The 25452-nt window shown below is 38.6% G+C and carries 18 protein-coding genes and 1 riboswitch; of the genes, 12 read left to right on the forward strand and 6 right to left on the reverse strand.

Annotated features, from left to right (window positions below; genetic code table 11):
* Positions 1–8 precede the first annotated feature (8 nt).
* Positions 9–1475 (forward strand): serine hydrolase domain-containing protein, encoded by a 1467-nt coding sequence (locus tag CS937_RS13980; RefSeq protein WP_099159094.1) that lies wholly within the window; start codon positions 9–11, stop codon positions 1473–1475.
* Between the two features lie 29 nt (positions 1476–1504).
* The gene (locus CS937_RS13985; RefSeq protein ID WP_245835758.1) at positions 1505–2635 is read left to right on the forward strand and encodes an endonuclease/exonuclease/phosphatase family protein; all 1131 of its coding nucleotides are present in this window, start codon (positions 1505–1507) and stop codon (positions 2633–2635) included.
* A gap of 88 nt (positions 2636–2723) precedes the next feature.
* On the opposite strand, the gene CS937_RS13990 is transcribed toward CS937_RS13985, so the two are convergent.
* The 5 genes from CS937_RS13990 to CS937_RS14010 all read right to left on the reverse strand — a co-directional run bounded on the left by CS937_RS13990 (position 2724) and on the right by CS937_RS14010 (position 9554).
* A complete protein-coding gene (locus CS937_RS13990; RefSeq protein ID WP_099159095.1) occupies positions 2724–3311 on the reverse strand; it encodes a CalY family protein in 588 nt (195 codons plus the stop codon).
* Positions 3312–3335: 24 nt separating this feature from the next.
* On the reverse strand, positions 3336–3899 hold the full coding sequence (gene sipW / locus CS937_RS13995; protein ID WP_099159096.1) for a signal peptidase I SipW: 564 nt from the start codon (positions 3897–3899) through the stop codon (positions 3336–3338).
* 230 nt (positions 3900–4129) lie between these two features.
* Positions 4130–4369 (reverse strand): hypothetical protein, encoded by a 240-nt coding sequence (locus CS937_RS14000; protein WP_099159097.1) that lies wholly within the window; start codon positions 4367–4369, stop codon positions 4130–4132.
* Between the two features lie 68 nt (positions 4370–4437).
* Positions 4438–8394, reverse strand: a complete 3957-nt coding sequence (locus CS937_RS14005; protein WP_099159098.1) for a S8 family serine peptidase — start codon at positions 8392–8394, stop codon at positions 4438–4440.
* 266 nt (positions 8395–8660) lie between these two features.
* Positions 8661–9554: a LysR family transcriptional regulator gene (locus tag CS937_RS14010; protein ID WP_099159099.1), complete on the reverse strand. Its 894-nt coding sequence runs from the start codon at positions 9552–9554 to the stop codon at positions 8661–8663.
* A gap of 123 nt (positions 9555–9677) precedes the next feature.
* Between CS937_RS14010 and CS937_RS14015 the strand changes: the two genes are divergently transcribed.
* The 10 genes from CS937_RS14015 (at position 9678) to CS937_RS14060 (ending at position 24568) form a co-directional block, all read left to right on the forward strand.
* Positions 9678–10253, forward strand: a complete 576-nt coding sequence (locus CS937_RS14015; RefSeq protein WP_099159100.1) for a flavodoxin family protein — start codon at positions 9678–9680, stop codon at positions 10251–10253.
* Between the two features lie 103 nt (positions 10254–10356).
* A riboswitch (Lysine riboswitch) is annotated at positions 10357–10535 on the forward strand.
* Between the two features lie 115 nt (positions 10536–10650).
* Positions 10651–11553, forward strand: coding sequence for a 4-hydroxy-tetrahydrodipicolinate synthase (gene dapA / locus CS937_RS14020; protein ID WP_099159101.1), 903 nt, complete (start codon positions 10651–10653; stop codon positions 11551–11553).
* A 136-nt stretch (positions 11554–11689) separates the two neighbouring features.
* Positions 11690–13507, forward strand: coding sequence for a cation:proton antiporter family protein (locus tag CS937_RS14025; protein ID WP_099159102.1), 1818 nt, complete (start codon positions 11690–11692; stop codon positions 13505–13507).
* A gap of 51 nt (positions 13508–13558) precedes the next feature.
* Positions 13559–14173: an NUDIX hydrolase gene (locus CS937_RS14030; protein ID WP_099159103.1), complete on the forward strand. Its 615-nt coding sequence runs from the start codon at positions 13559–13561 to the stop codon at positions 14171–14173.
* Positions 14174–14234: 61 nt separating this feature from the next.
* On the forward strand, positions 14235–17408 hold the full coding sequence (locus CS937_RS14035) for a DEAD/DEAH box helicase (RefSeq protein WP_099159104.1): 3174 nt from the start codon (positions 14235–14237) through the stop codon (positions 17406–17408).
* Positions 17409–17950: 542 nt separating this feature from the next.
* The gene (locus CS937_RS14040) at positions 17951–18856 is read left to right on the forward strand and encodes a hydroxymethylglutaryl-CoA lyase (RefSeq protein WP_099159105.1); all 906 of its coding nucleotides are present in this window, start codon (positions 17951–17953) and stop codon (positions 18854–18856) included.
* A gap of 249 nt (positions 18857–19105) precedes the next feature.
* Positions 19106–19687 (forward strand): helix-turn-helix domain-containing protein, encoded by a 582-nt coding sequence (locus CS937_RS14045; protein ID WP_099160071.1) that lies wholly within the window; start codon positions 19106–19108, stop codon positions 19685–19687.
* Between the two features lie 150 nt (positions 19688–19837).
* Entirely contained in the window at positions 19838–21157 is a 1320-nt protein-coding gene (locus CS937_RS14050) for a YjiH family protein (RefSeq protein ID WP_099159106.1), read from the forward strand.
* 753 nt (positions 21158–21910) lie between these two features.
* Positions 21911–22885, forward strand: a complete 975-nt coding sequence (locus tag CS937_RS14055; protein ID WP_099159107.1) for a quinone oxidoreductase family protein — start codon at positions 21911–21913, stop codon at positions 22883–22885.
* A gap of 78 nt (positions 22886–22963) precedes the next feature.
* Complete coding sequence (locus tag CS937_RS14060) at positions 22964–24568, forward strand: long-chain-fatty-acid--CoA ligase (protein ID WP_099159108.1); 1605 nt, start codon at positions 22964–22966, stop codon at positions 24566–24568.
* A 400-nt stretch (positions 24569–24968) separates the two neighbouring features.
* On the opposite strand, the gene CS937_RS14065 is transcribed toward CS937_RS14060, so the two are convergent.
* Positions 24969–25382 (reverse strand): YuzC family spore coat inner layer protein, encoded by a 414-nt coding sequence (locus tag CS937_RS14065; protein WP_099159109.1) that lies wholly within the window; start codon positions 25380–25382, stop codon positions 24969–24971.
* Positions 25383–25452: the final 70 nt, after the last annotated feature.

Here is a 25452-nt window from a genome sequence, read left to right on the forward strand (position 1 = left end):
GGAAAAACATGAGAAATAAATTCATTCTTACTGTTGTTTTCGTTATAATTTTATTTTTCTTTATCAGTGAAAAAGAGAAAAGCTATGCACATCCGGTTGTACTCACTCCTGGAGATGCTGAAAGTGTGCAAATGCTGCAGCAGCCCTTAAATGACATAGACGAATCGATTAAAGAAGCAATGGCAAATAAAGTAATGCCAGGAGCTGTAGCGTTGATTGCGCGAAATGGCACAATTGTTAAACAAACAGCGTATGGTTATGCATTACGTTATGCAGATTCCGAATTTAACGAGGTAGAGAATCCAGTGGAGATGGAAAACGATACTATTTTTGACTTAGCTTCAATTAGTAAGCTTTTTACGGTTACTGCTGCCATGCAGTTGTATGAGGAAGGAAAATTTGAATTAGATGATCCTGTAGCAGAACATATCCCGCAATTTGCTGAGAATGGTAAAGAGGACGTCACGATACGTCAATTGATGACACATACAACCGGATTTAAAGCTTGGATTCCGCTTTATAATATGGCTGATACCAGGGAAGAGGCACTGGAAATTGTATTAACCTATCCATTGGAAAATGAACCAGGTACTACTTATGAATATAGTGATTTGAATATGATTACTTTGGCTGCGCTTGTGGAAAAATGGTCAGGGCAACGTCTTGATGAGTATGTGGCCGAGAATATTACAGGTCCTCTTGGTATGGAAGATACGTTGTATAATCCACCTGCGTCCTTAATTGACCGAATAGCCGCAACTGCCTATGTACCTGGTAGAGGAATGATTCGTGGTGTAGTTCATGATGGCAATGCGCTTGTCCTTGACGGTGTTGCTGGTCATGCGGGTGTTTTTTCGAATGCAGATGATTTAGCTATTTTTGCCCAAATGATGTTAAACAAGGGAATCTATCAAGATGTACGTGTCCTGGAAGAGGAAACGGTAGATTTAATAACGACAAATCATACCCCAGAATTCCCTGGCAATGATCATGGGTTAGGCTGGGAAATAAATCAGGATTGGTTTATGAGTGGAATGGCTAGCACTACTACAATTGGACACACCGGTTTTACTGGAACTTCAATAGTAGTTAGCAAGAATAAGGATACTATTGCTATATTACTGACGAATCGGGTTCACCCAACAGCGAATACGCCATCGACAAATCCTATCCGTCGTGAAGTTGCACAGAAAACTTCGGATGCGATAAATGCTTGGAGTGCACGTACGCTTGCATTTCTTGTAGAAGATTTTAAGAATGTGGGGGAACTATCACCAGAAGTAGCACATTCGTTGAAGATGCATTTAACCGCTGTAAATCAGTTTGAAAAACGGAATATGCCTGAAAAAGTACTGAAACACATGGATGGATTTAAACTTATGCTTAACCAGAAAATAGAAGACGGATTGATCAGGGATGAAATCTATAAGACTCTCACAAGAGATGCAGATTATTTGATAGGGAAATGGCAGTAGGTTGTTAAATTAAAAGGAGGAGCCGCATTATGAAGAAAGGTATTGTATTTCTTATGTTTTTCCTTGTGCTTTCATCGCTAAATACTGTGTTTGCGGAGAAGAATGAAACAGTGGTGTGGGATAGTGGAGAGGTAACTGCCAGGGTAGCAACGTATAATATGCATGCCGGAATTGGAGTTGATGGAAAATATGATTTGGATCGTATAGCTAGTGCGATTCGTGATATGGATGCAGATATTATAGGACTGCAGGAAGTTGACGTCCATTGGGGAAGTAGAAGCCAGTATGATAATACGGTGCAGTTATTAGCGGAAAAATTAGACATGGAGTATTTCTTTGCGCCGATTTATGATCTGGAACCGGCTGAAGAAGGAGACCCTCGGAGACAATATGGTATAGCTGTTTTGAGTAAATATCCCATCTTAAGCGCAGCAAATCGTAACATAACAAGGTTATCCACCCAAGATCCAAATCCTGAACCAAAGCTTGCTCCAGGCTTTCTTGAGGCACAGGTGAATATGGAAGGAGCACATGTATGGTTTTATGTAACACACCTTGATTATCGTTCAGACCCAACTATTCGCGAAATGCAAGTTCAAGATATGCTCCATGTGATGGCAGAGCATCAATACAATGTGTTAGTTGGTGATATGAATGCAACACCAGATTCAGATGAACTTAGGCCACTTTTTCACTTGCTAGATGATACATGGAACAGTAAAACAATGGACGAAGGGTACACATTTCCTGCAGATTCACCGATTAAGCGAATCGATTATGTGTTAACTTCACCGCGAATGGATGTAAACGATGTATCGGTTCATCAATCTCTAGCATCTGATCATTTACCCGTTATAGCCGATGTAACGTTCGTCCGTGGCAACCATTCAATGGATACAGACGGAATGAAAATGCTCGTTGAAGCTTTTTTAGAGAATGGAGAAATTGGTAACGAAGAAGCCGCACATGCATTACGCATCCATCTGCAGGCAGTAAGTTATTATGAAAATAATGACAGGAAGGAAAAAGTCATTAAACATCTGGGAACATTTATACAATTACTTCAAAAACAAAGCGATCAAGAATCTATTACTGATCACGCATTAACAACATTACGCTCAGATGCGGAATATCTAATAGAAAAGTGGGAGTATAAGTAACAAAGGGACAGGATATAGGAAAGGAAATTGTACGGAAAAGAAAAGAGTAGAGATGTTAAAGAATCTCTACTCTTTCATCATGCTTTCCTTATTTATCGTCTCCTGCTTCTTGCATTGCATTAAATGTCCATTCAAGACTTAAAGAATCACCTTGAAATTGGTTCTGATCATCACCATTGTCAATGAAATTAAACTTTACGACAAGGTCGTCTATCGTTCCAGCTTCTAATCCTTCTTCACCAAATGCAGGTAAAAATACACTATCATTTACTGCTTCAGGTGTCATTTCTTTCAAATCAGCTAGAGTGGTTTTGTAAATTACTTCATCTAATTTATCCGCATTGTACAAAAATTCAACCTCGATATGCTCTCCGAAGTCTTCCACATTGTCGCCGTTTGCATCTGTAATGTGATAATTGGTCTCCAGTAATACTTTATCAATATCTAATGATCCATTATTTTGCAGTTCAAAATTACGTATAACTGAGTCTCCAGGTTTTAAATTATCCACTTCAATAATAGTGGTTGGATCAACCGCCAAATCCAATGTCCCTGCTGCAAACGTATTATTTGTAGCTTCAGTGGAGCTGAAATATGCATATGTTCCTCCACTTATCAACGTTGTACCGAGTACTGCAGACATTATTCCCATACCCAATTGTTTTTTTAACCCCATTGAAAATCCTCCTTTAATAAATAGCTATTTTGCATCTGTTCCGACATTCTTTTTTGATTGATCGATACTTCTTAGTGCGCGCCATATTGTTACGATTGAGAACAGGAGCAAGCATGCCCCAGGTAGCACTAGCAATAGTGCAGCACCTTCACTTGAATTGGCAAAGTTCATAACATAGCCGACATACGGTATTGTAAATCCTTTATACACACCGACAATGCTGTCCGAGAGAACAGGGTCCATATCAGGGGCGTCATTTGCATCCCCTTGAGTTATGTATTGCTGTCCATTATTTTTCACATCTATGATTCGGTGTGTTATTAACATATCATTTGATTGAAACGTTATTACGTCACCTTTTTGAAAATTACGTTGGTCGTCTGTTTCCTTTATAGCAATGATAGAACCAGTTTGAATGTCTGGTTCCATTGATCCGGAAAGGACGGTCTTCAGTTGATACCCAAAAAGATTTGCTTCGCCTCCGGATGCTTTCATTGTTATCACGGCAAAAAATGTAACAAGAAGTACAATAAAAAGTAGACTTGTTATGAGATTACTAATTACTTTTAAAATATGTTTTCCTTTCATGTTGCCACCACTCCTATCTGACTTCTTATTTCTGACTTTTAGAAAGACTGGGGCGTGCTCCTAATTGATTTTATAAATCCCTCCCGCTCAATTCGTTAGTCTTGACTGTATCTTCATTCGTATCTGGGAATTCTTTTGTTTTCTGATCGGATGATTCTCCCTTTTGGTTAGGCGCTTCTTGTGTTGGTGATGAATCTGTTTCAGAAGGCGATGCGTTATTTTTCTTACCTTTATTCGTCGTTGCTCACAGCTTCATCTGAGAGCTCCTCTGTTTTATCGGATATTTTTTTCTCATTAAATTGGGTTGAAGCAGATAGCCTTCCTGTAACATGTTGACTATCCGTAAAATATGCTGTTGTTGGTGATACCATTAGTACGACTGTACAAAATAATAGGTATCCAAGCACGAATGGAATCATGATAAATTTCTTTATACTGTTGTTCTTTTTTTCCAAATAAAAACGTATCATTGGTATGCTCCTTTTGATTTAAAGGAGAATCCCCTTATATTGAAAAGGGGGACTCTAGCCTAAAAAACTTATTGCCATTTTTCGATTAAGTTATCAGCGTGTTGCTGCAGTTCTGTTGCAGCACCCTCTGTTAATTGACTGTTACCTTCGTAATAGCTGAGCATTTGTTTAAAAGCGTTCATATGTTTTACAGCTTTATCCATTAATCCATTGTTAGCAAAGTGACTAATTGCAGATAATTGGGTTCGTAATAATCGTGCAACAAGGTGACTTTCAATTTCTCCGCTTTCTTCATATTGATCAACGAGTGACTGCATCGTTTCAATACTTGATTCGGTGTCACCATTATCTTTCTCTACTACAATAGTCTTTTTCGTCACATGTCCGCCAAAGTCAACTACTTTAAATTCAAATTTATTTTTGCCATCTTCAAGCTGTAGCTCAATATCCTCTATTGTCTGCTTAAAGCCATTCATGCCATAAGGTTCAGACAATTCATGCTGATAAACTTCATTTCCATTTACAAATAACCGAATATCATCAAAATTGTCTGTTACTAAAGCTGAAGCATTAATGGTGTCGGCATTCGTTTTCTTATCAACTTCCACTTTCAATTTTGCTTTTTCCGTATCAACAAAAAATCTACGTCCAATTTCTGCCTCATTGCCAGCATTGTCTACTGCTTTAATGCGGTGGAAGAAGTACCCGTCATTTTCGTGTTTGACTTTTATTAAGAAATCATATCGATCTTCCTCTTCGTTGTAGACAAGTTCAGCTTTTTTACCATCAACAGTGACTTCTTGAATTCCGGATTCATCTGTTACATAACCGGAGAATTCCACCTCTCTCGTTGTTTCCACACCAAGAAATTCAGGAGTTAATAAATGAAGATCAGGATTTGTCGTGTCTGTTCCCTTCACTGTTTCTTCTTTTGTTTTATTACCGGCATAGTCAACGGCAATGACAGTTAATGTTTGTCCTTCTTTTAGCTTTTTCGTTAATTGGTGCTCTGTTTCACCATTTGTATAGGTCTCATCAAGAATGGACTTTCCGTCAATCAGTACATCCCAATAGGCAAGCCCGATTCCGTCCGGATTATCTTCTGTATCAACAGTTACCGTTTGTGTATCTTTATCAAATTCAGCATCTAATTCAGGTGCTGTTGTATCTAATTCAACAGGTATATCCAGCGATTGCCACGCTGCATCGTCATAATCGATTACAGCCTCGACTTGTAAATAATACTTTCCTTCAGGTGCTTTCTTACCATCAATTTTTCCATTCCATATTCTTGAAGCAGATAGAGAATACATTGGTCCCTGTCCGCCATCATAGTAGTTCTTTGTAACGTAAGATTCTGTTGTAATGGTGCGAATTTTGTCTTTGTTTTCATCTAATACATTAAATTTCACTTCTTTTGCATTTCTTAGGAATGATAAGATGACTAGTGCATCATCCTGAAGACCATCCCCGTTTGGTGAAAAGGCAATTTTATCAGGATCAATTTGACCTGTTTGCAAATTCTGACCAAGGAAATCAAATTGCTGGTTCCCTTCCTCATCTTTACCATTTGAAGTTACTACACCAGTCATTCCATAGTATGTGCCTGCATCCCACATTGGCTTGTCCATTATTGGAGCATCATCCCACTCCCCTTTAAAGCCGACATATGGAACGGAAATATCCGGATTTACATCTGCTGGGTCTGTTAGTGTAACAAAACCCTCCAGCCAATAACCATTTGTAAAGGTGTCGGCTAATTCGGTATCCACATCACTGACATCTAGCGATACGGATAACGTTACTTCACTGTTTGCCGGTATTTCGATATTGTTTACTTCTTCTCCGTTAACCGTTGCGACACCATCAAGCTCCAGTGCAGCAAATTGGTTTGGAACTACGAGTGTGTCACCACCGTTAGCAACAGGCTGGTCTGTCTGTGCATTTGCCTTCACATCATATGTGACTGCTTCATCGGTAAGGTTTTCTGCGGTCAATTCAAATGTTACATTGTTTTCGGTTATTTGTTTTAAAGCTACTTTAGCTTCATTGGTTTCCGATTCAGTTACAACAATTGGTGTAGATAGTGCTGCATGAAGTTGCATTAATCCAGCACCCTGACGGCGAGGTGAAACGTATGCCCCGTCTAATGTAACTAGTTTGCTCGTATTCATCATTATGTTCTTTGCTATGTTAACGCGTTTACTATTTTCAAGCCCAAAAGCTTCATCAATTCGCTGCAAAACAAGTGCTGATCCACCTGATACATGTGGTGCTGCCATGGAAGTCCCACTCATGATTCCATATTGATCATCATTCAATGTTGACAAAATTTGCCCGCCAGGTGCTGTAATTTCCGGTTTGAAATCCAGGTTTGGCGTTAATCCCCATGAGGAGAACGCACTCATTTTTCCAGTATCAGGATTGTCGATTGTTGCAGTACCGCCGTTGAAATTCAATGTAACTTCTTTTCCATCGTTTAATGCTTGTGCCAGCTGTTCCCCGTCATTTTTCAGCATAAATAATTGTGGAATATCAATAGCTGGGTCGGTTGCCATGTTTACAATCCCGTCTGTATTATTGTAAATAATGACACCTTCTGCGCCTGCCTGTTGTGCATTTAATGCTTTTTCCGTAAATGCCAGTTCGCCTCGCTGGATTAGTGCATATTTTCCATTTACATCCTTACTAGCGAAATCATCTGGCGCACCAAGGCCAGCTTCCACCACTTCAAATGTCGTTTTCACATAATCGGATGGATGTGTGTCTCCCGCTGATAAAAATGGTACACTGTCTGTTTTCTCGTCAATCGTGTATTCCACTGCATCAACATCCATTTTCGTATTTTCAAATGAAGCCACCTGCAGGGATTCATTTGCGAGACCCGGTGAACCACTTACACCATAGTCCGGGTTTGATACAAGTGGATAATAGAATCCTTCCCCAAACATGTTGGAGTTTCCTGCTGAAATAGCTACTAGAATTCCATTATCGACAGCGCGCTTCACTGCTTGCTGTTCAGGTGAGTCAGCATCAACAAACCCTGATGGAGAACCTAGACTTAAGTTCAGAGCGTCAACTCCTAGTTTAATAGAGTCATCAATTGCTTTAATATAAATATCGCCATATGTTGATTGCATTTCCGGGTCATTTCCAAAAACCTTTAACGCTAATAGTTGTGCTTCCGGAGCAATCCCTTTTATACCGCCATTTTCTTCATCCCCGTTAGCTCCCACTGTTCCTGCAACGTGCATTCCGTGCATTGACGCTCCTGCAGCGTTGTCAAGAATTTCATCATTTTCATCCATATAGTTGTAGCCGTATGGAACCTTTTCTGTGTAATACATTCCAGGCAGATCCTCTTCGCTTATCGTTTGCTCAACTGAGTCTTGTGAATGTGCAGGCTCTGTTTCATCGGAAAGGATCATATCCCGGTGTGAAGGGTCAATCCCTGTATCGATGATTCCAACTGTCATTCCTTCACCTTTGTAGCCATAATCGCGCCATGCTTTTTGTGCTTCGACTAATTCTTTGCTGTATTTCATTTCCGGTTTTACTTCCGGTCGTTTGTATTCATGGACAATATGTACCGTTTTGACATCAGGAATCTCTTTAATTTCATCGATGTCCCCTTGTTTTACTTCGGCACTGAATCCATTTGCAACTGCTGTGAATTCTTGTAAATAGTCAGCCTCAATTTTTTTCTCTTGCATTTTATTTTTGACTTGTTTTTGCTCTTGTTTTGCTTCTTTTTGAAGCTGATTTTTTTCAGTTGAAGCCAAACTCTTATAGGTGATACCTTTTTTTGTTGCCTTTACGATTGGTGCATCCGTTTCCAATTCAACAATAATCCTGACCTTTTTAGTAGGATCTGTCGTCTCTTTTACCTTTTTCAAATCAGGTTTAACCTTTTTTTCCGTATTAGGTTGTAAGGTTTTCCCGGTAAATTCTGATGCGCTCACATAGAAGTAATTACTAAATGCTAACAAAGCAACTAATAAAACGACTGAAATTCTTTTTAACATATGTCTCCCCCTATGAATTTAGTAAAAAATAGATAGATACCTCCCTTTTGCTAGTTTGCATGACTTAATTTTCAGTTATATTTAACGCTATCGAATTATGAATAATTATACTAGTGCAAATAGTCTCAATTAATATAGATGAGTTTATATTATTTAGGTAAAACGTCCTTATCTATCATTTATCAGTAATTTTACTAGTGTTAGAGTATTTGTGTGAGGTATTTCTTTCAATAATGAAGCCATCACAAAAATTGTGATGGCTTCATTTAGCTGTTTATAAATGTTTTCCGGGTTAACTCAATAAATGCCTGTAAAGGTGGCGTCATCCATTTATCCTTATGCCAGGCAATATGGGTGAAAATAGGGGGAATACCATTTTTCCAAACAAGTTCCTTCATTCGGTCCATTTTTATATCTGATTCAACAACCATAGCAGGTAATGCAGCTATGCCAAGACCTGCTATGACACATTGTTTAATGGCTTCTATACTAACAAACTCAAATTTATTTAACGGATATACTTCGGCAGAGTGAAAGTAGTTTTCGAATAAGGTGCGGTATGAGCAACCGGTTTCAGTAAGCAATAGCGTTTCATTTACAAGATCTTTTGGACATACCTCAGATTTAGCAAGTAAAGGGTGATCTGGGGAGGTGACCAATTTGATCTCTTCTTGGATAAGGGGCTCTAGTTTTAAGGCATCACCAGGCTTTGATGTATCCATGATAAAAGCAATATCTAATGTACCCTTTAGTAGATGTTCTCTAGCCATTTCATCTGAATGAGCCGGCTTAAAGATGAGTTTGACGTTTGGGTACTGATTCTTGAATTCTTTTAGTATAGGAGGTAGTCGGTAGGTGCACTGGCTCTCCTGTGCCCCGATGATTAGTGTTCCTGAAGTTTCTTTATCGCCACTTAAAGCCAATTTTGCTTCTTCGTTCAGCTTGATCATTTTGTCAGTGTATACCTTAAACTGACGTCCTGCCTCGGTTAAAGTCAATCGCTTGCCTAATCGCTCAAACAACGGTTGTCCTAATTCGGCTTCTAGAGATTTGATTTGAGCTGTGACACTGGATTGTGCAAAGTTTAGCATCTTAGCTGTTTGTGTAAAGTTTAAGCTTTCTGCAGCCATTTTAAAGGTGATCAGTTGTTTTGTTTCCATGTTAACATCTCCCCTAAATCGAAATTATTAATTGATGTGATCGGAATAATCTGTTTTACTGATTTGCGTTCTCATTATAAGCTAAATATAGCTTAGGAGCAAAAATAAGGGAGGCAATCAACTATGGGAATTGCAGTAATTTATGGCGGAAACCGTTCAAACGGAAATACGGAAATTTTAACCGAAAGGGCAATTAAAGATTTAGCAGATGACAAGATCTATTTAAAGGATTATACCATTCAAGCTATTGAAGATATGCGCCATTCTGAGGAAGGGTTTCAAGAGGTAAATGATGATTTTAAAGCACTTATCGATCGCATGTTAGCGCATGACACGCTTGTATTCTCCACACCAATTTATTGGTATAGTATGACGGGAACGATGAAAAACTTTATTGATCGCTGGTCACAGATAATGAGAGATCCGGGGTATTTAGATTTTAAAAATCAAATGTCTGCGAAACGTGGGTATGTTATCACGGTTGGTGGAGACGATCCATATATAAAGGGACTTCCATTAATTCAGCAATTCCAGCACATTTTTGATTTTGTAACATTACCTTTTGTAGGATACATTCTTGGAAAAGGAAATAAGCCTGGCGAGATTTATCAAGACGCGCAAGCAATATTTGCCGCTGTTGAACTTCAGAAAAATTTGAAAGCAGGACAGGGGGGCAGTCCCCGCATCCCGAGACAATGAACCTGAGCCCCTGTCCCACTCTTGAGAAAAAATTATTGCATTGTGGTGAGTTTTTCGCTATTATTAAATGCAATTAAATATTTTCTCATTTTAGATTATCTGAAATGGGGATAGAGGTGCAAAAACCATTAGTACACAATGGGAGGAAAATGAGGTCCTGTGATTATTGTGGAAAGGGGAATTTGCCGAAGCTTTGAAGAATCTCATGTTCTTAAAGCTGGGTCTGTATTAAATAAATGCAGGACTGTCATATAGGAGACTATATGGAGGGCTATCGTAAAAGAAACGGTAAAAAAATTGTTTCTGTAGCAACAGCGAATCCCTCGTTGTTGCTTTTTTGCGCTTAATGAAATAGCTCTTAACACCTCTAATTAAATTTTAAAAAGGGTGTGAGTTTATGGATTTCGGTCAAGTTTTAACAGCAATGATTACGCCATTTGATCAGCATGGAGAGATTGATTTTAAAGCAACAAGAAAATTGATCAATTATCTAATTGCAAATGGTTCAGATGGATTAGTTGTCGCAGGTACAACAGGGGAGTCACCTACGTTAACTACAGAGGAAAAAGTAGACCTGTTTAAATTTGTGGTTGATATTGTTGGAGGAAGAGTTCCAGTTATAGCTGGAACAGGCTCAAATAATACAAAGGCTTCGATTAGTTTAACGAAACAAGCGGAGGAAGCAGGGGTTAATGGAATTATGCTCGTTACTCCGTACTATAACAAACCGTCTCAAGAAGGGATTTATCAGCATTTTAAAACAATTGCCGAGTCAACATCGTTACCGGTAATGCTGTATAATATCCCGGGTCGAAGTGTAATTAACATGACCGTAGATACAATTGTACGACTTTCACAAGTGCAAAATATTGTATCTGTAAAAGAGGCAAGTGGTAATTTGGATGCTATGGCAGATATCATAAGCCAAACCCCGGATGATTTTTCATTATACAGTGGTGATGATGGGTTAACATTACCAACCCTAGCAATCGGTGGAAGCGGGATTGTTTCCGTGGCATCACATATTATTGGTAATGAAATGCAGGACATGATTACGAGTTATCAAAATGGTGACGTCAACGATGCAGCTATCAAGCATCGTAATTTACTTCCAATTATGAAAGCACTATTTGCTGCTCCAAGTCCGACACCGGTTAAAGAAGCGCTTAACATGATTGGAGTGGGAATTGGAAATGATGTGAGATTGCCGCTGGTCTCGTTAAATGCAGAAGAGAGAACGGCACTACACTATGTCATCCAACCACTACTTAACAGGAATAGGAAAGTAGCTGGATATTAATCTAAAAAACCCCCTACTAGAGAATTTAAACTCTAGTAGGGATTTTTATGTTAGAAATTAAAACAATTTAATTGTGTAAACTACTAAATTTCGTTAATCTTATTTTAAACATTTTAAAATCTAAAGTAGGTGTTTTATGGAACATCAATCACTAACATCCTTAATGATTGTAGTAGGTATTGCCTTTTTTATTCCAATAATTCTACAGCGATTTAATCTGCGGTTTATACCTGTTGTTATTGCAGAAATCATTGCTGGATTATTAATTGGAAAAAGTGGCTTAAATATTATTGCAGACGATCCGTGGCTTGAATTACTTTCATTGCTCGGTTTTATTTTTCTTATGTTTATCAGTGGTTTAGAAATTGATTTTAGCGTTTTTAAGAGGAAGAAGGATAAAGATACAAATTCACCAAACCCGGTAGTCATTTCCCTTGTTGTTTTTCTTTTAATAATAACAATTTCTTTCGCGTTATCCTACGTGCTGGTAATGATAGATTTAATTAAAGATCCTTTTTTAATGACATTGATTATATCGACTATATCACTCGGCATTGTCGTTCCTGTAATTAGAGAGAAGAATATGAATGAAGGACTACTTGGGCAAATCATCCTGCTTATTACGGTAATTGCCGATTTTTCAACGATGATTCTACTAACGATATATGCCATGTTCCGAGATGAAGAAGGGGTAAAGGTACTCCTGTTATTAGTTCTCTTTATGGCTGTTTTTCTTGCTTATCGGATTATCAAAAGATACTTTAAGTTCGAGCTGTTTGATAACCTTCTAAGAGGGACAATTCAGCTGGGAACTAGAGGGGTATTTGCACTAATATTGTTGTTTGTATCGCTATCCGAAACGATAGGTGCTGAAAATATTTTAGGAGCCTTTTTAGCGGGAATGATTATATCTTTGCTTGCCCCAAAGAAAGAATTTATACACCAACTAGATTCGTTCGGATTTGGATTTCTTATCCCAATTTTCTTCGTTATGGTTGGAGTGAGATTAAATATTTGGGAACTATTTGTAGATAAAAAAATTTTATTACTCATGCCACTGCTATTACTATTTATGTATCTAGCTAAAATGATCCCTGCTCTCGTGTTGAAAAAGTGGTATTCCTGGAAAGAAGTATTAAGTATTGGTATTTTGACGACCTCTAAATTAAGCTTAGTCATTGCGGCCGCTGCTATTGCATTGGAACTAGGTGTAATTAATGATGTTCTACACGGAGCGATTATTTTAGTGTCCATTTTAACTTGCTTAATTTCACCAATTACGTTTACCAAACTGTTTCCAAAAACGAGATCTCGTGAAAAACAAATGGAAATAACGATTATTGGAGCCAACCCTGCAACAATGCTCGTTGCTCGGGATAAAATGGAGGAAAAAGCTATTGTTCGGCTGTATAGTACAAAGTCAAACCAAAGCAAGGAAAAGGTGTCATTTCCGCATATACATGTAAACGATTTAACCATTGAACAATTGGAGGAGCAAAACGCCTTTAAAGCAGATAAGATTGTAATTGCTACAGGAAACGAGGCACTTAATATTGAACTTGGCTACCATGCAAAAGAACAGGGAATTAAAACAATTATATTACGAATTGAAAGTACACCTTTACAGGGGGAGTTAAGGGAAGAAGGATTTACGATATATTCCATGCTTTACTCTACAAGGACCCTTTTAAAAGCACTTATTGATAATCCAGGTCTTGTACGTCTGATTACGAGCCATAATAAAACAATTAAAGAAATTACCGTCAATCACACAAAATATGATCAGATCCCGATCACTGATTTACCATTTTTAGGAGAATCACTTATTTTACACATATATCGATATGGAAAAGTAGTCATTCCTCATGGTAGTACCGCCTTAGAATTTGGGGATAGAATACTAGTTAGTGGAACAATGGATGATCTAACTAATATTAAAAGAAAGCTGACATGAAATAGCATGGCTTAAATAGTATGATAATAAGAACAAATGAAGGGTGATGAGATGGATACGAAATTAATCCAAAATAAATTAAAAAGCCATGTTCCTTCTATTCTTGGAAGTGCTGATTTTACTAAGTATGCTGTTTTACTGCCACTCATTGAAAAGGACAATGAAATCCACATTCTTTTTGAAGTTCGTTCGCATCGTTTACGAAGACAGCCCGGAGAGATCTGCTTTCCGGGTGGAAGAATGGATAAGCAGGATAAAACCAATCAGGATACAGCTTTAAGGGAAACTACAGAAGAATTGGGGATCAGTTTAGAGAAAATCACTGATGTTTTTCCATTGGATTATCTCGTATCCCCCTTTGGAATGCTGATTTTTCCGTATGTTGGGGAGATCGATGATCCTGAATCGATTACACCAAACCCTTCAGAAGTTGAGGAGGTATTTTCGGTACCACTTTCCTTTTTCCAAAATAACTCTCCAAAAATTCATTATGTAAATTTGCAAATGAAACCGGAGGAAAATTTCCCATTTGAGCTTATTGCGGGTGGTCAGAACTATAATTGGCGGACAGGAAAAATAGAGGAATACTTCTACATTTATGAGGATAAGGTTATTTGGGGACTTACTGCAAGAATTCTTGCTCATTTCATTGAGGTGCTCCGTTAAAAATAGTCGACTCATTATGATACAATCCTATTAATGAATCCCTTCAAAAGGGGCGAGACATTTGGATATAAAACTAAACTATAAAATAATTGAGGATATGTGCGGTACTGTCTCCTTTAAAAAAGGGGACTCTTTTTATCGTGCTAATAAAGTAACTGTTACAAGTCATACTTCCAATCGATGTGAGGCAATTGTTACGGGAACAGAAGATTTCCATGTCACGATTGAAAAAGGTGATCATGACGATATTCACACAACATGCAGTTGTCCAACCTTGGCTTCTTTTAAAAACGATTGTCAGCATATTGCGGCTGTTTTACTGTCAATTTACGAACAGAAGCGTCAGTCAGATTCTGCAAATGGCCAGGCACTAACAGAAGGATTAATGACCATTTTTAATAATCGTCCTGTTCGTTCAAGTGGCCATCAGCTTCATTTTGAAAATCGAAAAGTAATTGATTTAGTATTTACGTGTAAACCTCACGCCGTTAACCACGGATATGACATGTTAGGAGTAGAATTTAACATCGGTCCTATTAGGATTAAAAATATTAGGGAATTTCTTGAGTGTGTGAAAGCAGGGAAATCTTATAAGCTGTCCGCTTCATTTACGTATGATCCTTCACTGCACTGTTTTCAAATTGAAACAGATGAATGCCTTCAGCAGCTTATTAACCTGACCTACGATGAAAAATTATATATGGATGTACTGCCAGAAACAGAACGTAACAATCAAGTGTTACTCATTCCTCCATCAACCTGGGAGAAACTTTTACCATTACTTACTAACGCGCCGTTGGTGAAGCTTGAGCACAACGAGAGAACTACTGACGGTTTACATCTATCTGACGGACCACTCCCGTTGACGTTTTATTTTGCAGAAGTAAGCGGTCAAGGCTATCAGTTGGAAATTAACGGGATGAATAGAATACTTGTATTAAAATCATATAAGTCTGTACTCGCTGAAGGAAAATTAATTCAGTTGAAGTATGAGGACTGTAACTATCTTTACGATCTAAAACAAATGCTAAATACTTCTGGTACAACTAAAATTGCTATTCCTCACAAACAAATAGGCTTTTTCATGGAAAAGGTAGTCTCTGGACTGAAAAGGTTAGGCGATTTCCGAATGTCTGATTCTATAGCTAATCAGTTTAGGAAAAAGCCTTTAATGGCGAAGCTTTACTTGGATCGTGTCAATAATCGCCTTCTTGCTGGGCTAGAATTTCACTATGAAAATAGTATGATCAATCCACTGGAAAATGGCCAACTAAACTCTTTCGTTGTTAGAGATTTAGAAAAAGAGGGCGTAATACTGGAATTGATGGAAGACAGTTCATTTGCGCAAACAGACGGGGGATACTTTTTGCACAATGAAAAGCTGGAATATGAATTTTTATATCATATGCTGCCAAAACTTCAAAAGCTCGTGCAAGTATACGCAACGACAGCAGTGAGAGCGCGTGTTACAAAAGGAAATAGCCCCCCTAAAATCAGAGTTAAGCACAAAAAAGAACGGACAAACTGGCTAGAATTTAAGTTTGAAATGGATGGTATTCCTGAAAAACAAATACGTGAGATTTTAGCAGCATTAGAGGAAAAACGGAAGTATTATCGGCTACGAAACGGATCACTACTATCCCTTGAGACAAGAGAGTTTGAGGAAATTAAACGTTTTCTAAATGCCGTTCCTATTCAGGATCAGGATAAGGATTTGGAGAGCGGTCTAAATGTACCAATTACCAAGGGTTTTCAGCTACTGGATACCGCTGATGATAATGTATTCACGTTAGAGGAAACGTTTCAACAATTCTTGGATAAAATTCAAAATCCGGACAGTATGATGTATGCCGTACCAACATGCTTAGAGACACCGTTGCGTGATTATCAAAAGGTTGGATATAGATGGATGAAAACACTTGCCAGCTATGGATTTGGAGGAATCCTTGCAGACGATATGGGGCTTGGGAAAACGTTACAAAGCATTACATTCATTCAGTCAGAGCTAGTAACAATTCGAGAACGAAAGCTCCCTGTTCTCATCGTCTGCCCATCATCGTTACTGTATAACTGGCAAAGTGAAATCAAAAGGTTTACGCCGGACATACAAGCAGCTATTATCGATGGTAATAAAGCAGAACGGATCAAATTCCAAAAAGATGCTATGGATAAGGATGTTGTTATCACGTCCTATCCGTTATTGCGCGGTGATATCCAGTGGTTTAAGAAGCAAGCATTTCATACGGTGTTTTTTGACGAGGCTCAGGCTTTTAAAAACCCTGTGACGCAAACAGCACGCGCTGTAAAGAAGCTCCAAGCAGATTATCGATTTGCCTTGACTGGTACCCCAGTTGAAAATTCAACCGAAGAGCTGTGGTCCATTTTTCATGTTGTTTTTCCGGAACTTTTCGGTGGGTTAAAGGAATTTAGTAACCTTACAAGGAAAAAGGTTGCCCGTAGGATTCGTCCATTTTTACTTCGCAGGATGAAAGAGGATGTACTTTCTGAGCTTCCTGACAAGATTGAATCGATGGAATCAGTGGAGCTTCTTCCAGATCAGAAGAAGCTATACGCTGCCTACTTAGCCAAGTTAAGGCATGACACACTGAAGCATTTGGACAAAGACACACTCCGGAAAAATCGTATTAAAATTCTTGCTGGCCTCACCCGATTACGGCAGATTTGTTGTCATCCGGCATTGTTTGTCGATGGTTATAAAGGAAGTTCAGCTAAATTTGAGCAGCTGAAGCGGATTATGGAGGAGTCGAGGCTTTCTGGGCGGAGGGTATTGATTTTTTCGCAGTTTACGAAAATGCTTGAGCTTATTGGTAGAGAATTAACGACGCAAGGCCTTTCTTATTTCTATCTCGATGGACAAACGCCATCAGAGGAACGAGTGAAGAGTTGCGATCGTTTTAATTTGGGAGAACGTGATGTGTTTTTAATTTCCTTAAAAGCAGGTGGGACAGGACTCAATCTGACCGGAGCAGATACAGTAATATTGTATGATCTTTGGTGGAACCCAGCAGTGGAGGAGCAAGCTGCCGACCGTGCCCATCGTATTGGTCAAACAAATGCTATCCAGATTATTAAACTTGTTGCACGTGGGACGATTGAAGAAAAAATGAATGAATTGCAAGCGAAGAAAAGACATTTAATCGCGGAGATCATTGATTCTAATGGGAATGGTTCTACACTTACAGAAGAAGATATAAGGGAAATATTGATGGTTTGAATGTAAAGGCTGGGACATAAGTGTTTTTATCTAAGAAAAATCCGAATAAAGATATCATAGTTTGTGCATTAACTCGCTTCGGAAATATACTTCGCTTTCCGCGGGCGGCTGGTGAGCCTCCTTGTGCTAACGCACTTCGGTGTCTCACCGATGCCTTCCTCCCACTGGAGTCTACGTATATTTCCTCCGCTAAATTATACATTGTTCGTATTTAGATTAGATTATTTTACTTATGTCCCAGCCTTGGTTTTTATCGTCAAAAAATTCAAAATCATTACGCTAGCGTTGAAATACCTGCAATCAACACGGAATAGATGTTTAGATCGCCGACTATTGCATCTAAATAATTAAAGCAACACAAATTTGACAATTTACTGACTTTTATTATATAGTGTATTCAACAATGTTGAATAAAAATAAACTTAATTGAATAATATGTAGAGAAGGAATTTTATAGGTAATTGTAGACACAAATGTAGGAGTCGTCACTTATAATGTAAGCGTATTCAAAACTCTTTTCAACGATTAGAGGAGGGAGAAACATGGGACATTGGCCAGGGTTTGTTCAGATTAAGGAAGTTGGACCACGGGATGGTTTGCAAAATGAAAAGAAATTGGTTGCGACGCCAGATAAAGTTAACTGGATCAATATGTTATCTGATTCCGGCGTAAAGGAAATTGAGTTTTCATCGTTTGTCAATCCTAAATGGATACCTGCATTGTCAGATGCACATGAGCTTGGAAAGAAAATTAAACGCAATCCGGATGTCAGGTATTCTGCATTGGTTCCAAATATGAAAGGTCTGGAACTTGCTCTTGAATCTGGTATTGATGGGGCTTCCGTATTCATGTCTGCAAGTGAAACGCATAATAAGAAAAACATAAATAAAACGATTGCAGAGACATATCCGGTACTAGAAGAAGTTGTTAAGGAAGCCAAAAAGTCTGGTAAGCATGTAACAGGTTATGTTTCTACTGTGTTTGATTGTCCATATGAGGGAAGAATTTCACCAGAACAAGTTATTCAAGTTTGTGATCGATTAATCGATTTTGGTGTGGACGATATCTCACTTGGCGATACAATCGGTTCAGCGGTCCCTTTGCAAGTAGAACAATTGCTTGAAGCAGTGCTGGCAAGGTATCCGAAAGAAAAGATTATCATGCATTTTCATAATACAAGAGGAATGGCTATTGCTAATATCATGACATCGATGCAGTACGGTATCTCTCGCTTTGATAGCTCCATCGGTGGGCTGGGTGGTTGTCCATATGCTCCCGGTGCGGCAGGAAATGTGGCGACAAATGACGTATTATACCTCATGCATGGACTGGGAATTAAAACTGGGGTAGATGAAAAGAAACTTCAAGAAGCGGCACTTTTTATCCAAAACAAATTGGGGAAGCCACTACCTAGCAAATCACTTGCCTATGCTGTAAGTCAGCAATGATAATCAAAATATCTAACAGTCACTATTTTTGTATGGGTGCACACCATATTGAAAATAGTGACTTTTTTTACTTCTAAAGGCAGATTGTAACAAAAAATATTCTTGTCTTAGGAGCGCTGAAGTGCAGGTAAAAGTGGGTCAGGAGAATCGATCATATGTCTCGGAATAATTTGGGACAAGAGAACCGACTCCCATGTCCCACTTGACTGGGTTAATGTGCTATTCTATTATAAAAGCACCCAAATCCAATTGGAGGGAAAGGGGAGAGTCCCAATAGAGCTACAAAACATTGGAACTAAAATAAAACAAGTTCGTTTACGAAATAAAAAAACACAGCAGCAAGTAGCTGATCAATGCGGTATCTCAAAAAGCCTTTTATCAAAAATTGAAAATGGACAGACATCCTCTGCCGTTGCAACGTTATCAAAAATTTGTGAAGCGTTGGATGTCCCACTTTCTTGGATATTAGATGGACACCCGGAAACAGATCTTGTCTTGCTTCCGAAATCAGATAGAAACAAAATGGGAAATGATAACATGGGTTACTCCTATGAATTACTTGCGAACAGGTCCAGATTTTCTGGAATTGAGCCGACAATTGTTCATGTTACCCCGAAGGATACGAATTTACGACACGAACCTTATACCCATTCTCAGGATGAGTTCATTTATATTTTAGAGGGATCCATCCATTTGCTTTATGATGATGAAAAACACCATATGGTTAAAGGAGATACAGCCTATTTTAAGGGGACGAAACCACATCTATTTGTTCCAGTTGATAATGCCGGGGCTAAGGTGCTGACGGTTTTTATTGATAGTGGGGTCTAGCGTGATATATAGGAAGACGATAAAACTGCCTTATTAGGTGGTTTTTTTATTGGTCTATTTTAGTTTTCCTGAGTCTATGGTGAATGTAAATCAAAGAGTCTAAATAAATATTTAGTGTAGGAAGGTGAAAAAATATAGGGAGGTTTGAAGATGGACAATCTTGTTAGCGATGAAAAGAGGAAGACTTTTGGTGGTAATGTAATTAAATTTTTTGTTTACAGTTTTATTGGTATTTTTACATTTTTTGTCCCAATCACTGTCAATGGAACGTCATCTATTCCACTGGATCACATTGTTACATTTATCCAACAGACATTTCCCGATGTAGTGCCGTATTATGTATTAATCGTTATTGTCTTTGGAGCAGCATATCCATTTCTGAATAAATCATGGAATAGAGATAGAGTTAATGTTGTATTATCAGTTTTTAAAGTGATTGGTGTGCTAGTTGCATTCATGCTAGTATTTGACTTCGGCCCAAGATGGTTATTTGATCCCGGTATGGGTCCGTTTCTCTTTGATAAACTAGTAATCTCTGTTGGGGTATTGGTGCCTATCGGAGCAGTATTTTTAGCGCTGTTAGTTGGTTATGGACTTTTAGAATTTATTGGTGTGCTGCTTCAACCGATTATGCGTCCGGTTTGGAAGACACCTGGTCGTTCAGCGATAGATGCAGTGGCATCGTTTGTTGGGAGCTATTCGATTGGATTACTTATTACGAACAAAGTGTTTAAGGAAGGTAAATATACAATTAAAGAAGCAACCATCATAGCAACTGGATTCTCTACGGTATCGGCCACCTTTATGATTGTAGTAGCAAAAACATTAGGTTTAATGGGAATATGGAATACCTATTTTTGGGTTACGTTGATCGTCACATTCATTGTAACGGGAGTCACCGTTCGAATTTGGCCATTAAACAAAATAAGTGAAGCTTATTATAGTGAGGAAGGATCTCCTGAAACGGTTATTAAGCACAATCGTTTAAAAGCTGCATGGCAACAAGGAATGGAAGCTGCGGAAAATTCGTTTTCCTTATTTAATAATATAGTAGTTAACTTGAAAGATGGACTCATTATGACAGCCGCAATCCTTCCTTCCATCTTATCTGTTGGGTTATTGGGATTAGTATTAGCAGAATTTACACCAGTATTTGATATAATAGGGTACATTTTTTATCCATTCACCTGGCTCGTTCAATTACCAGAACCATTATTAGCAGCAAAAGCATCTGCAATTGAGATTGCCGAAATGTTTTTACCTGCCTTATTGGTAGTCGAAGTATCACTTGTTACGAAGTTTGTGATTGGGGTACTGTCCGTATCAGCAATCCTCTTCTTTTCAGCTGTCATTCCTTGTATTTTATCAACCGAAATCCCAGTCAGTATCCCGAAATTGATCGTGATCTGGATTGAGCGGACGATTTTAACAATCGTAATTGTGACTCCAATTGCATATTTGCTCCTATAGAAATTTATTTGATCGTTTGATAACCGCATTAAACCCTAAATTATGGTAATACAATCTGATTTGTACGAAATACGATCCGAATTTAGAAAATACGAGCGGAATCGATCGAAATACGGTCCAAAATTGAAAAATACGAGCGGAATCCACCCAAATACGATCCAACCAACAAATTAAGCAATTTTCTTATTGTCAGTTATTCCGTCCAGAAATTATTACTGCAATTGTAAGACTTATTTAAGATTTTGTTTATTGTGATGAAAGATTTCCCCACTAGAATGAAGGTAAGTTAAAGAAAAGGGGAGATTTATAGGAATACACGGGATATAGGGAGAAACGTGGCTATCCCAAGAATGCTTGGGTTAAACCTGGGTAAAATTTGTATTCGATTATACAAGACTAAAGCGGTTAACGCATACCTTGGGTTAGCCGTTCTTTAAGTATCTGTTTGCTATTCATTTATAATTGTTGCATTCATATTTTAATTGATTTATAATAAAATAAAAATATTCTGAACATACTGTCTGGTTAGTTTGTGGTGTTGGATAATTGTTAAATGCTAGGACCTATTGTCAAACGGATTGCGGTGAAATTTATCTGACCAAGCAGCACAAGTACTTAGCGAATCGGCTAGCAAACTATGGATGTCAAATAGATGTGGAGTTTGTTAGTAGAAAAGATATTTAACTTGTTGTTCCATGTTTAATCGATGGGAAAGTAATCATCGAAAAACCAATATAGGAGGTAATAGAAGCCATGAAAGCAGTTCAATTTAAACAATACGGTGGACCTGATGTACTGGAGGTTATTGAGACTGAAATTCCATCATTTAGTGAAAATGAAGTATTAATCGAGGTGAAAGCGATTGGTGTGAATTATGCCGATACTGCACGGCGTGAGGGGCAATATGTTGTGCCGACAAACCTACCATTTACCCCTGGTGCAGAGGTGGCCGGCGTTATAACGGAGGTTGGTGCTAATGTTGAAGGTGTAGAAAAAGGGATGCGGGTTGTGGCGTTAATTGAGTCGGGTGGATATGCAGAGTATGCGGTTATCCCGGTAAATGCGTTGATTCCTGTTCCAGATGGTGTTCCGTTTGAACAAGCTGTTGCATTGCCATTGCAAGGGTTAACGGCATATCACATTTTAAAAACAATGGGACGGTTGGATAAAGGCGAGACTGTTCTAATCCATGCAGCAGCTGGTGGTGTTGGTTCGTTGGCTGTTCAGCTTGCGAAACTATTTGATGCTGGTAAGGTGATTGCCACTGCCAGTACGCCAGAAAAATTAGGTTTTGCTACAAAGATGGGAGCAGATCATGGTGTAAATTATACCGAAGATGGCTGGGAGAAACAGATTCGCGAATTGACGGGTGGAAAGGGTGTTGATGTTGCACTAGAAATGGTTGGTGGAGAAATTTTTCATAAAACAGTGACGTGTTTAGCGCCATTTGGACGACTTGTTATTTACGGGGCGGCGAGTGGTGAACAGACAAAATTTCACCCTTCTGCATTAATGAGGCGTAATCAATCTGTTGTAGGGTTTTTCCTACCACAAATTATGCGAAAGCCTGCCTTGTTAAAGCGTAGTCTTGGCGAGCTTTTGACGTATGTAAATCATGGGGAATTGGAGCTTACAATAGGTGGAACATATCCGTTACATGATGCTTCACATGTCCATTCATTGTTGCAGGGAAGGAAGACAAAAGGAAAGCTCGTGTTGCTCCCATAGTTTTATAGGGCACACTTTCCGTTAGGGCATGCCCACAACATAAATGTAAGCGTTATCAATTAAGGGGGAGGAAGAGCAATGGAAAAAGTATGGTTAAAGCATTACCCAGAACATATACAGAGGGAACTGGAAATACCCAACGATTCAGTCCCAGATATGCTACAAAAAGCTATTGCAAATTATGGGGAGAATAAAGCACTTTATTTTTATGGTAAAGAGATAAGTTATAACGAGCTTGGTACGCAGACCGCTGCTTTCGCCTCTTCTCTGCAACAAGATGGTCTAATTAAGGGTGACCGAGTGGCAATTATGCTTCCCAACTGTCCGCAATACGTTATCAGTTATTACGGAACGTTGCAGGCTGGTGGGATAGTTACGCAGGTGAATCCAATGCTTGTCGGCAAAGAGCTTACACATATTTTAACGGATTCAGGTGCCGAAACGATTGTTATTTATGAATCGCTGCTTCCTGTATTGAATCAAATTATTGATCAAACCTCGGTTAAACGCATAATTAAAGTAAATTTAGACGGTCGTAATACGGAAGATAGCCTGGCGATAGGGTTTATTGATTACCTTCAACAAGCCGGTGGACTACCAAGGCCAGTTGACATTAATTCTGCAGAAGATATTGCTGTATTGCAATATACCGGTGGGACTACTGGTCGCTCTAAAGGGGTTATGCTTACACATCGTAATGTACGAACCAATACCATGCAAGTATATGAGTACTTTAAAGATGAAATTCAGCCTGGGAAAGATCGTTATTTAACAGTGATCCCACTCTTTCATGTGTTCGGTATGACATCATGCATGAACCTGTCTATTTATACCGGGTCGCTAAGTATTATGTTACCAAAGTTTGATTTGGATGGGGTTTTGCAAACAATAAAGGACCTAAAGCCTACCTCATTCCCAGGCGTTCCAACGATGTATGTAGCTTTAACAAGCCATCCGAAAGCAGAGGAATATGGGATTGATAGTATTCGCATCTGTAATAGTGGCAGTGCACCGATGCCTGGTGAATTACTTCGGTCGTTTGAGAAGAAAACTGGAGCAATGATTTTAGAGGGCTATGGACTTTCGGAAAGTGCACCAGTTACACATTGTAATCCATTTTTTGCAACAAGGAAGCCAGGAAGTATTGGTATTGGCATTCCTTCCACTGAATATAAAATTGTTGATTTGGAAACTGGAACGAATGAGCTACCCGCAGGAGAAGCGGGTGAGATTGTGATAAGGGGTCCACAGGTAATGAAAGGTTATTGGAACATGCCTGAAGAAACAGCACATACTCTCCGTGATGGCTGGCTATATACCGGTGACATTGCCTATATGGATGAGGATGGTTATGTATTTATCATTGATCGCAAAAAAGATTTAATAATTGCGAGTGGTTATAATATTTATCCGCGTGATGTGGAGGAGATCATTTACGAGTATCCAGCCGTTCAAGAAGCTGTCGTGGTCGGAGTTCCTGATCCCTATCGGGGAGAGACGGTTAAAGCGGTTATTGTGTTAAAAGATGGAACACATTGTGATGAGGAGGAATTAATTGCGTATTGCCGTGAAAATATGGCAGCGTATAAAGTACCACGTATTGTTGAGTTCAGAGATGAGCTACCAAAAACAAATGTAGGAAAAATTCTCCGAAGGGCAATTAGAGAAGAAAGTATGAAATAAATAGCTACGGTGGATATGTTTCCTATGGCAGCTATTTAACATGGACATACTAACAATTTCCACCTCTTCTATGCATTGGGGTCTGTGGTGCTCTGAACAAGGAAAATTATCGATGCTGAAGATGAAGCGACGTTAAAGCAAATGTTGATGGTTTCCTTACTTGAAGAGGTATTTAATCAAGTATTTGTGATTGTAAGGCAGCTTGATCAGGACCTGTTTGAAAATAATGAGACAGTTCGAGAGCAAGTATATACATTCATGATGTCCCATTCTTTTATAGGCTCTATTAATTAATAGGAATAGTAGCATTGCGGTGGTTATTTACGTTCTTATCTAGAATTATAGGGGGTCTGTCCTTTTATGGAATGCCCCCCTTTTTAGGTTCTTTTTGTGTTACAATTTATCGCCACCTAATTGCCATTTCTAATTTACAGCATTCTGTATTTTCAATTTCAGAACCCATTTTCAAGTTAATTCCATCGGGATTATAACTAACGTCAATATCCCCTTGAATCCCCGTGGATTCAATAAGTTTCTCAACTTTGTCCAATTCATTCTTTTGAGCTGCATCCATTACTTTGTAGGCAAATTGTTCAGAATCGGCAAGTTTATTCAAAATAATAGCTGCTTCATTCAATAATTTTCTAAATGCACCAGCTGATTCGTGAAAAAAAGATGGATTAACCTCTGGAAAATCTGGGCGAACATATGGAATGAATGGTCGTGATTGGTGATGGATACATGGTGGTGGCAGATAAAAGGGCTGACGATAGGACGCATAGTAATATGGGTTAGGCTGCACAGGGTAATGCATATAATGACCCTCCTACGTTTAAATTCATAATAGTTACTATATGTCTTGAAGTTATTAATGTGATATACGC

Source organism: Virgibacillus ndiopensis (assembly GCF_900187325.1).
In the GTDB taxonomy this organism is placed as follows: domain Bacteria; phylum Bacillota; class Bacilli; order Bacillales; family Amphibacillaceae; genus Virgibacillus_E; species Virgibacillus_E ndiopensis.

Excerpts from the sequence above, each read along its gene's own strand:
- dapA (WP_099159101.1), top strand. The coding sequence starts at position 10,651 with ATGGATTTCGGTCAAGTTTTAACAGCAATGATTACGCCATTTGATCAG.
- sipW (WP_099159096.1), bottom strand. The coding sequence starts at position 3,899 with ATGAAAGGAAAACATATTTTAAAAGTAATTAGTAATCTCATAACAAGT.
- CS937_RS14050 (WP_099159106.1), top strand. The coding sequence starts at position 19,838 with ATGGACAATCTTGTTAGCGATGAAAAGAGGAAGACTTTTGGTGGTAAT.
- CS937_RS14005 (WP_099159098.1), bottom strand. The coding sequence starts at position 8,394 with ATGTTAAAAAGAATTTCAGTCGTTTTATTAGTTGCTTTGTTAGCATTT.
- CS937_RS14000 (WP_099159097.1), bottom strand. The coding sequence starts at position 4,369 with ATGATACGTTTTTATTTGGAAAAAAAGAACAACAGTATAAAGAAATTT.
- CS937_RS14025 (WP_099159102.1), top strand. The coding sequence starts at position 11,690 with ATGGAACATCAATCACTAACATCCTTAATGATTGTAGTAGGTATTGCC.
- CS937_RS14010 (WP_099159099.1), bottom strand. The coding sequence starts at position 9,554 with ATGGAAACAAAACAACTGATCACCTTTAAAATGGCTGCAGAAAGCTTA.
- CS937_RS13990 (WP_099159095.1), bottom strand. The coding sequence starts at position 3,311 with ATGGGGTTAAAAAAACAATTGGGTATGGGAATAATGTCTGCAGTACTC.
- CS937_RS14065 (WP_099159109.1), bottom strand. The coding sequence starts at position 25,382 with ATGCATTACCCTGTGCAGCCTAACCCATATTACTATGCGTCCTATCGT.
- CS937_RS14060 (WP_099159108.1), top strand. The coding sequence starts at position 22,964 with ATGGAAAAAGTATGGTTAAAGCATTACCCAGAACATATACAGAGGGAA.
- CS937_RS13985 (WP_245835758.1), top strand. The coding sequence starts at position 1,505 with ATGAAGAAAGGTATTGTATTTCTTATGTTTTTCCTTGTGCTTTCATCG.
- CS937_RS14055 (WP_099159107.1), top strand. The coding sequence starts at position 21,911 with ATGAAAGCAGTTCAATTTAAACAATACGGTGGACCTGATGTACTGGAG.
- CS937_RS14040 (WP_099159105.1), top strand. The coding sequence starts at position 17,951 with ATGGGACATTGGCCAGGGTTTGTTCAGATTAAGGAAGTTGGACCACGG.
- CS937_RS14015 (WP_099159100.1), top strand. The coding sequence starts at position 9,678 with ATGGGAATTGCAGTAATTTATGGCGGAAACCGTTCAAACGGAAATACG.
- CS937_RS13980 (WP_099159094.1), top strand. The coding sequence starts at position 9 with ATGAGAAATAAATTCATTCTTACTGTTGTTTTCGTTATAATTTTATTT.
- CS937_RS14030 (WP_099159103.1), top strand. The coding sequence starts at position 13,559 with ATGGATACGAAATTAATCCAAAATAAATTAAAAAGCCATGTTCCTTCT.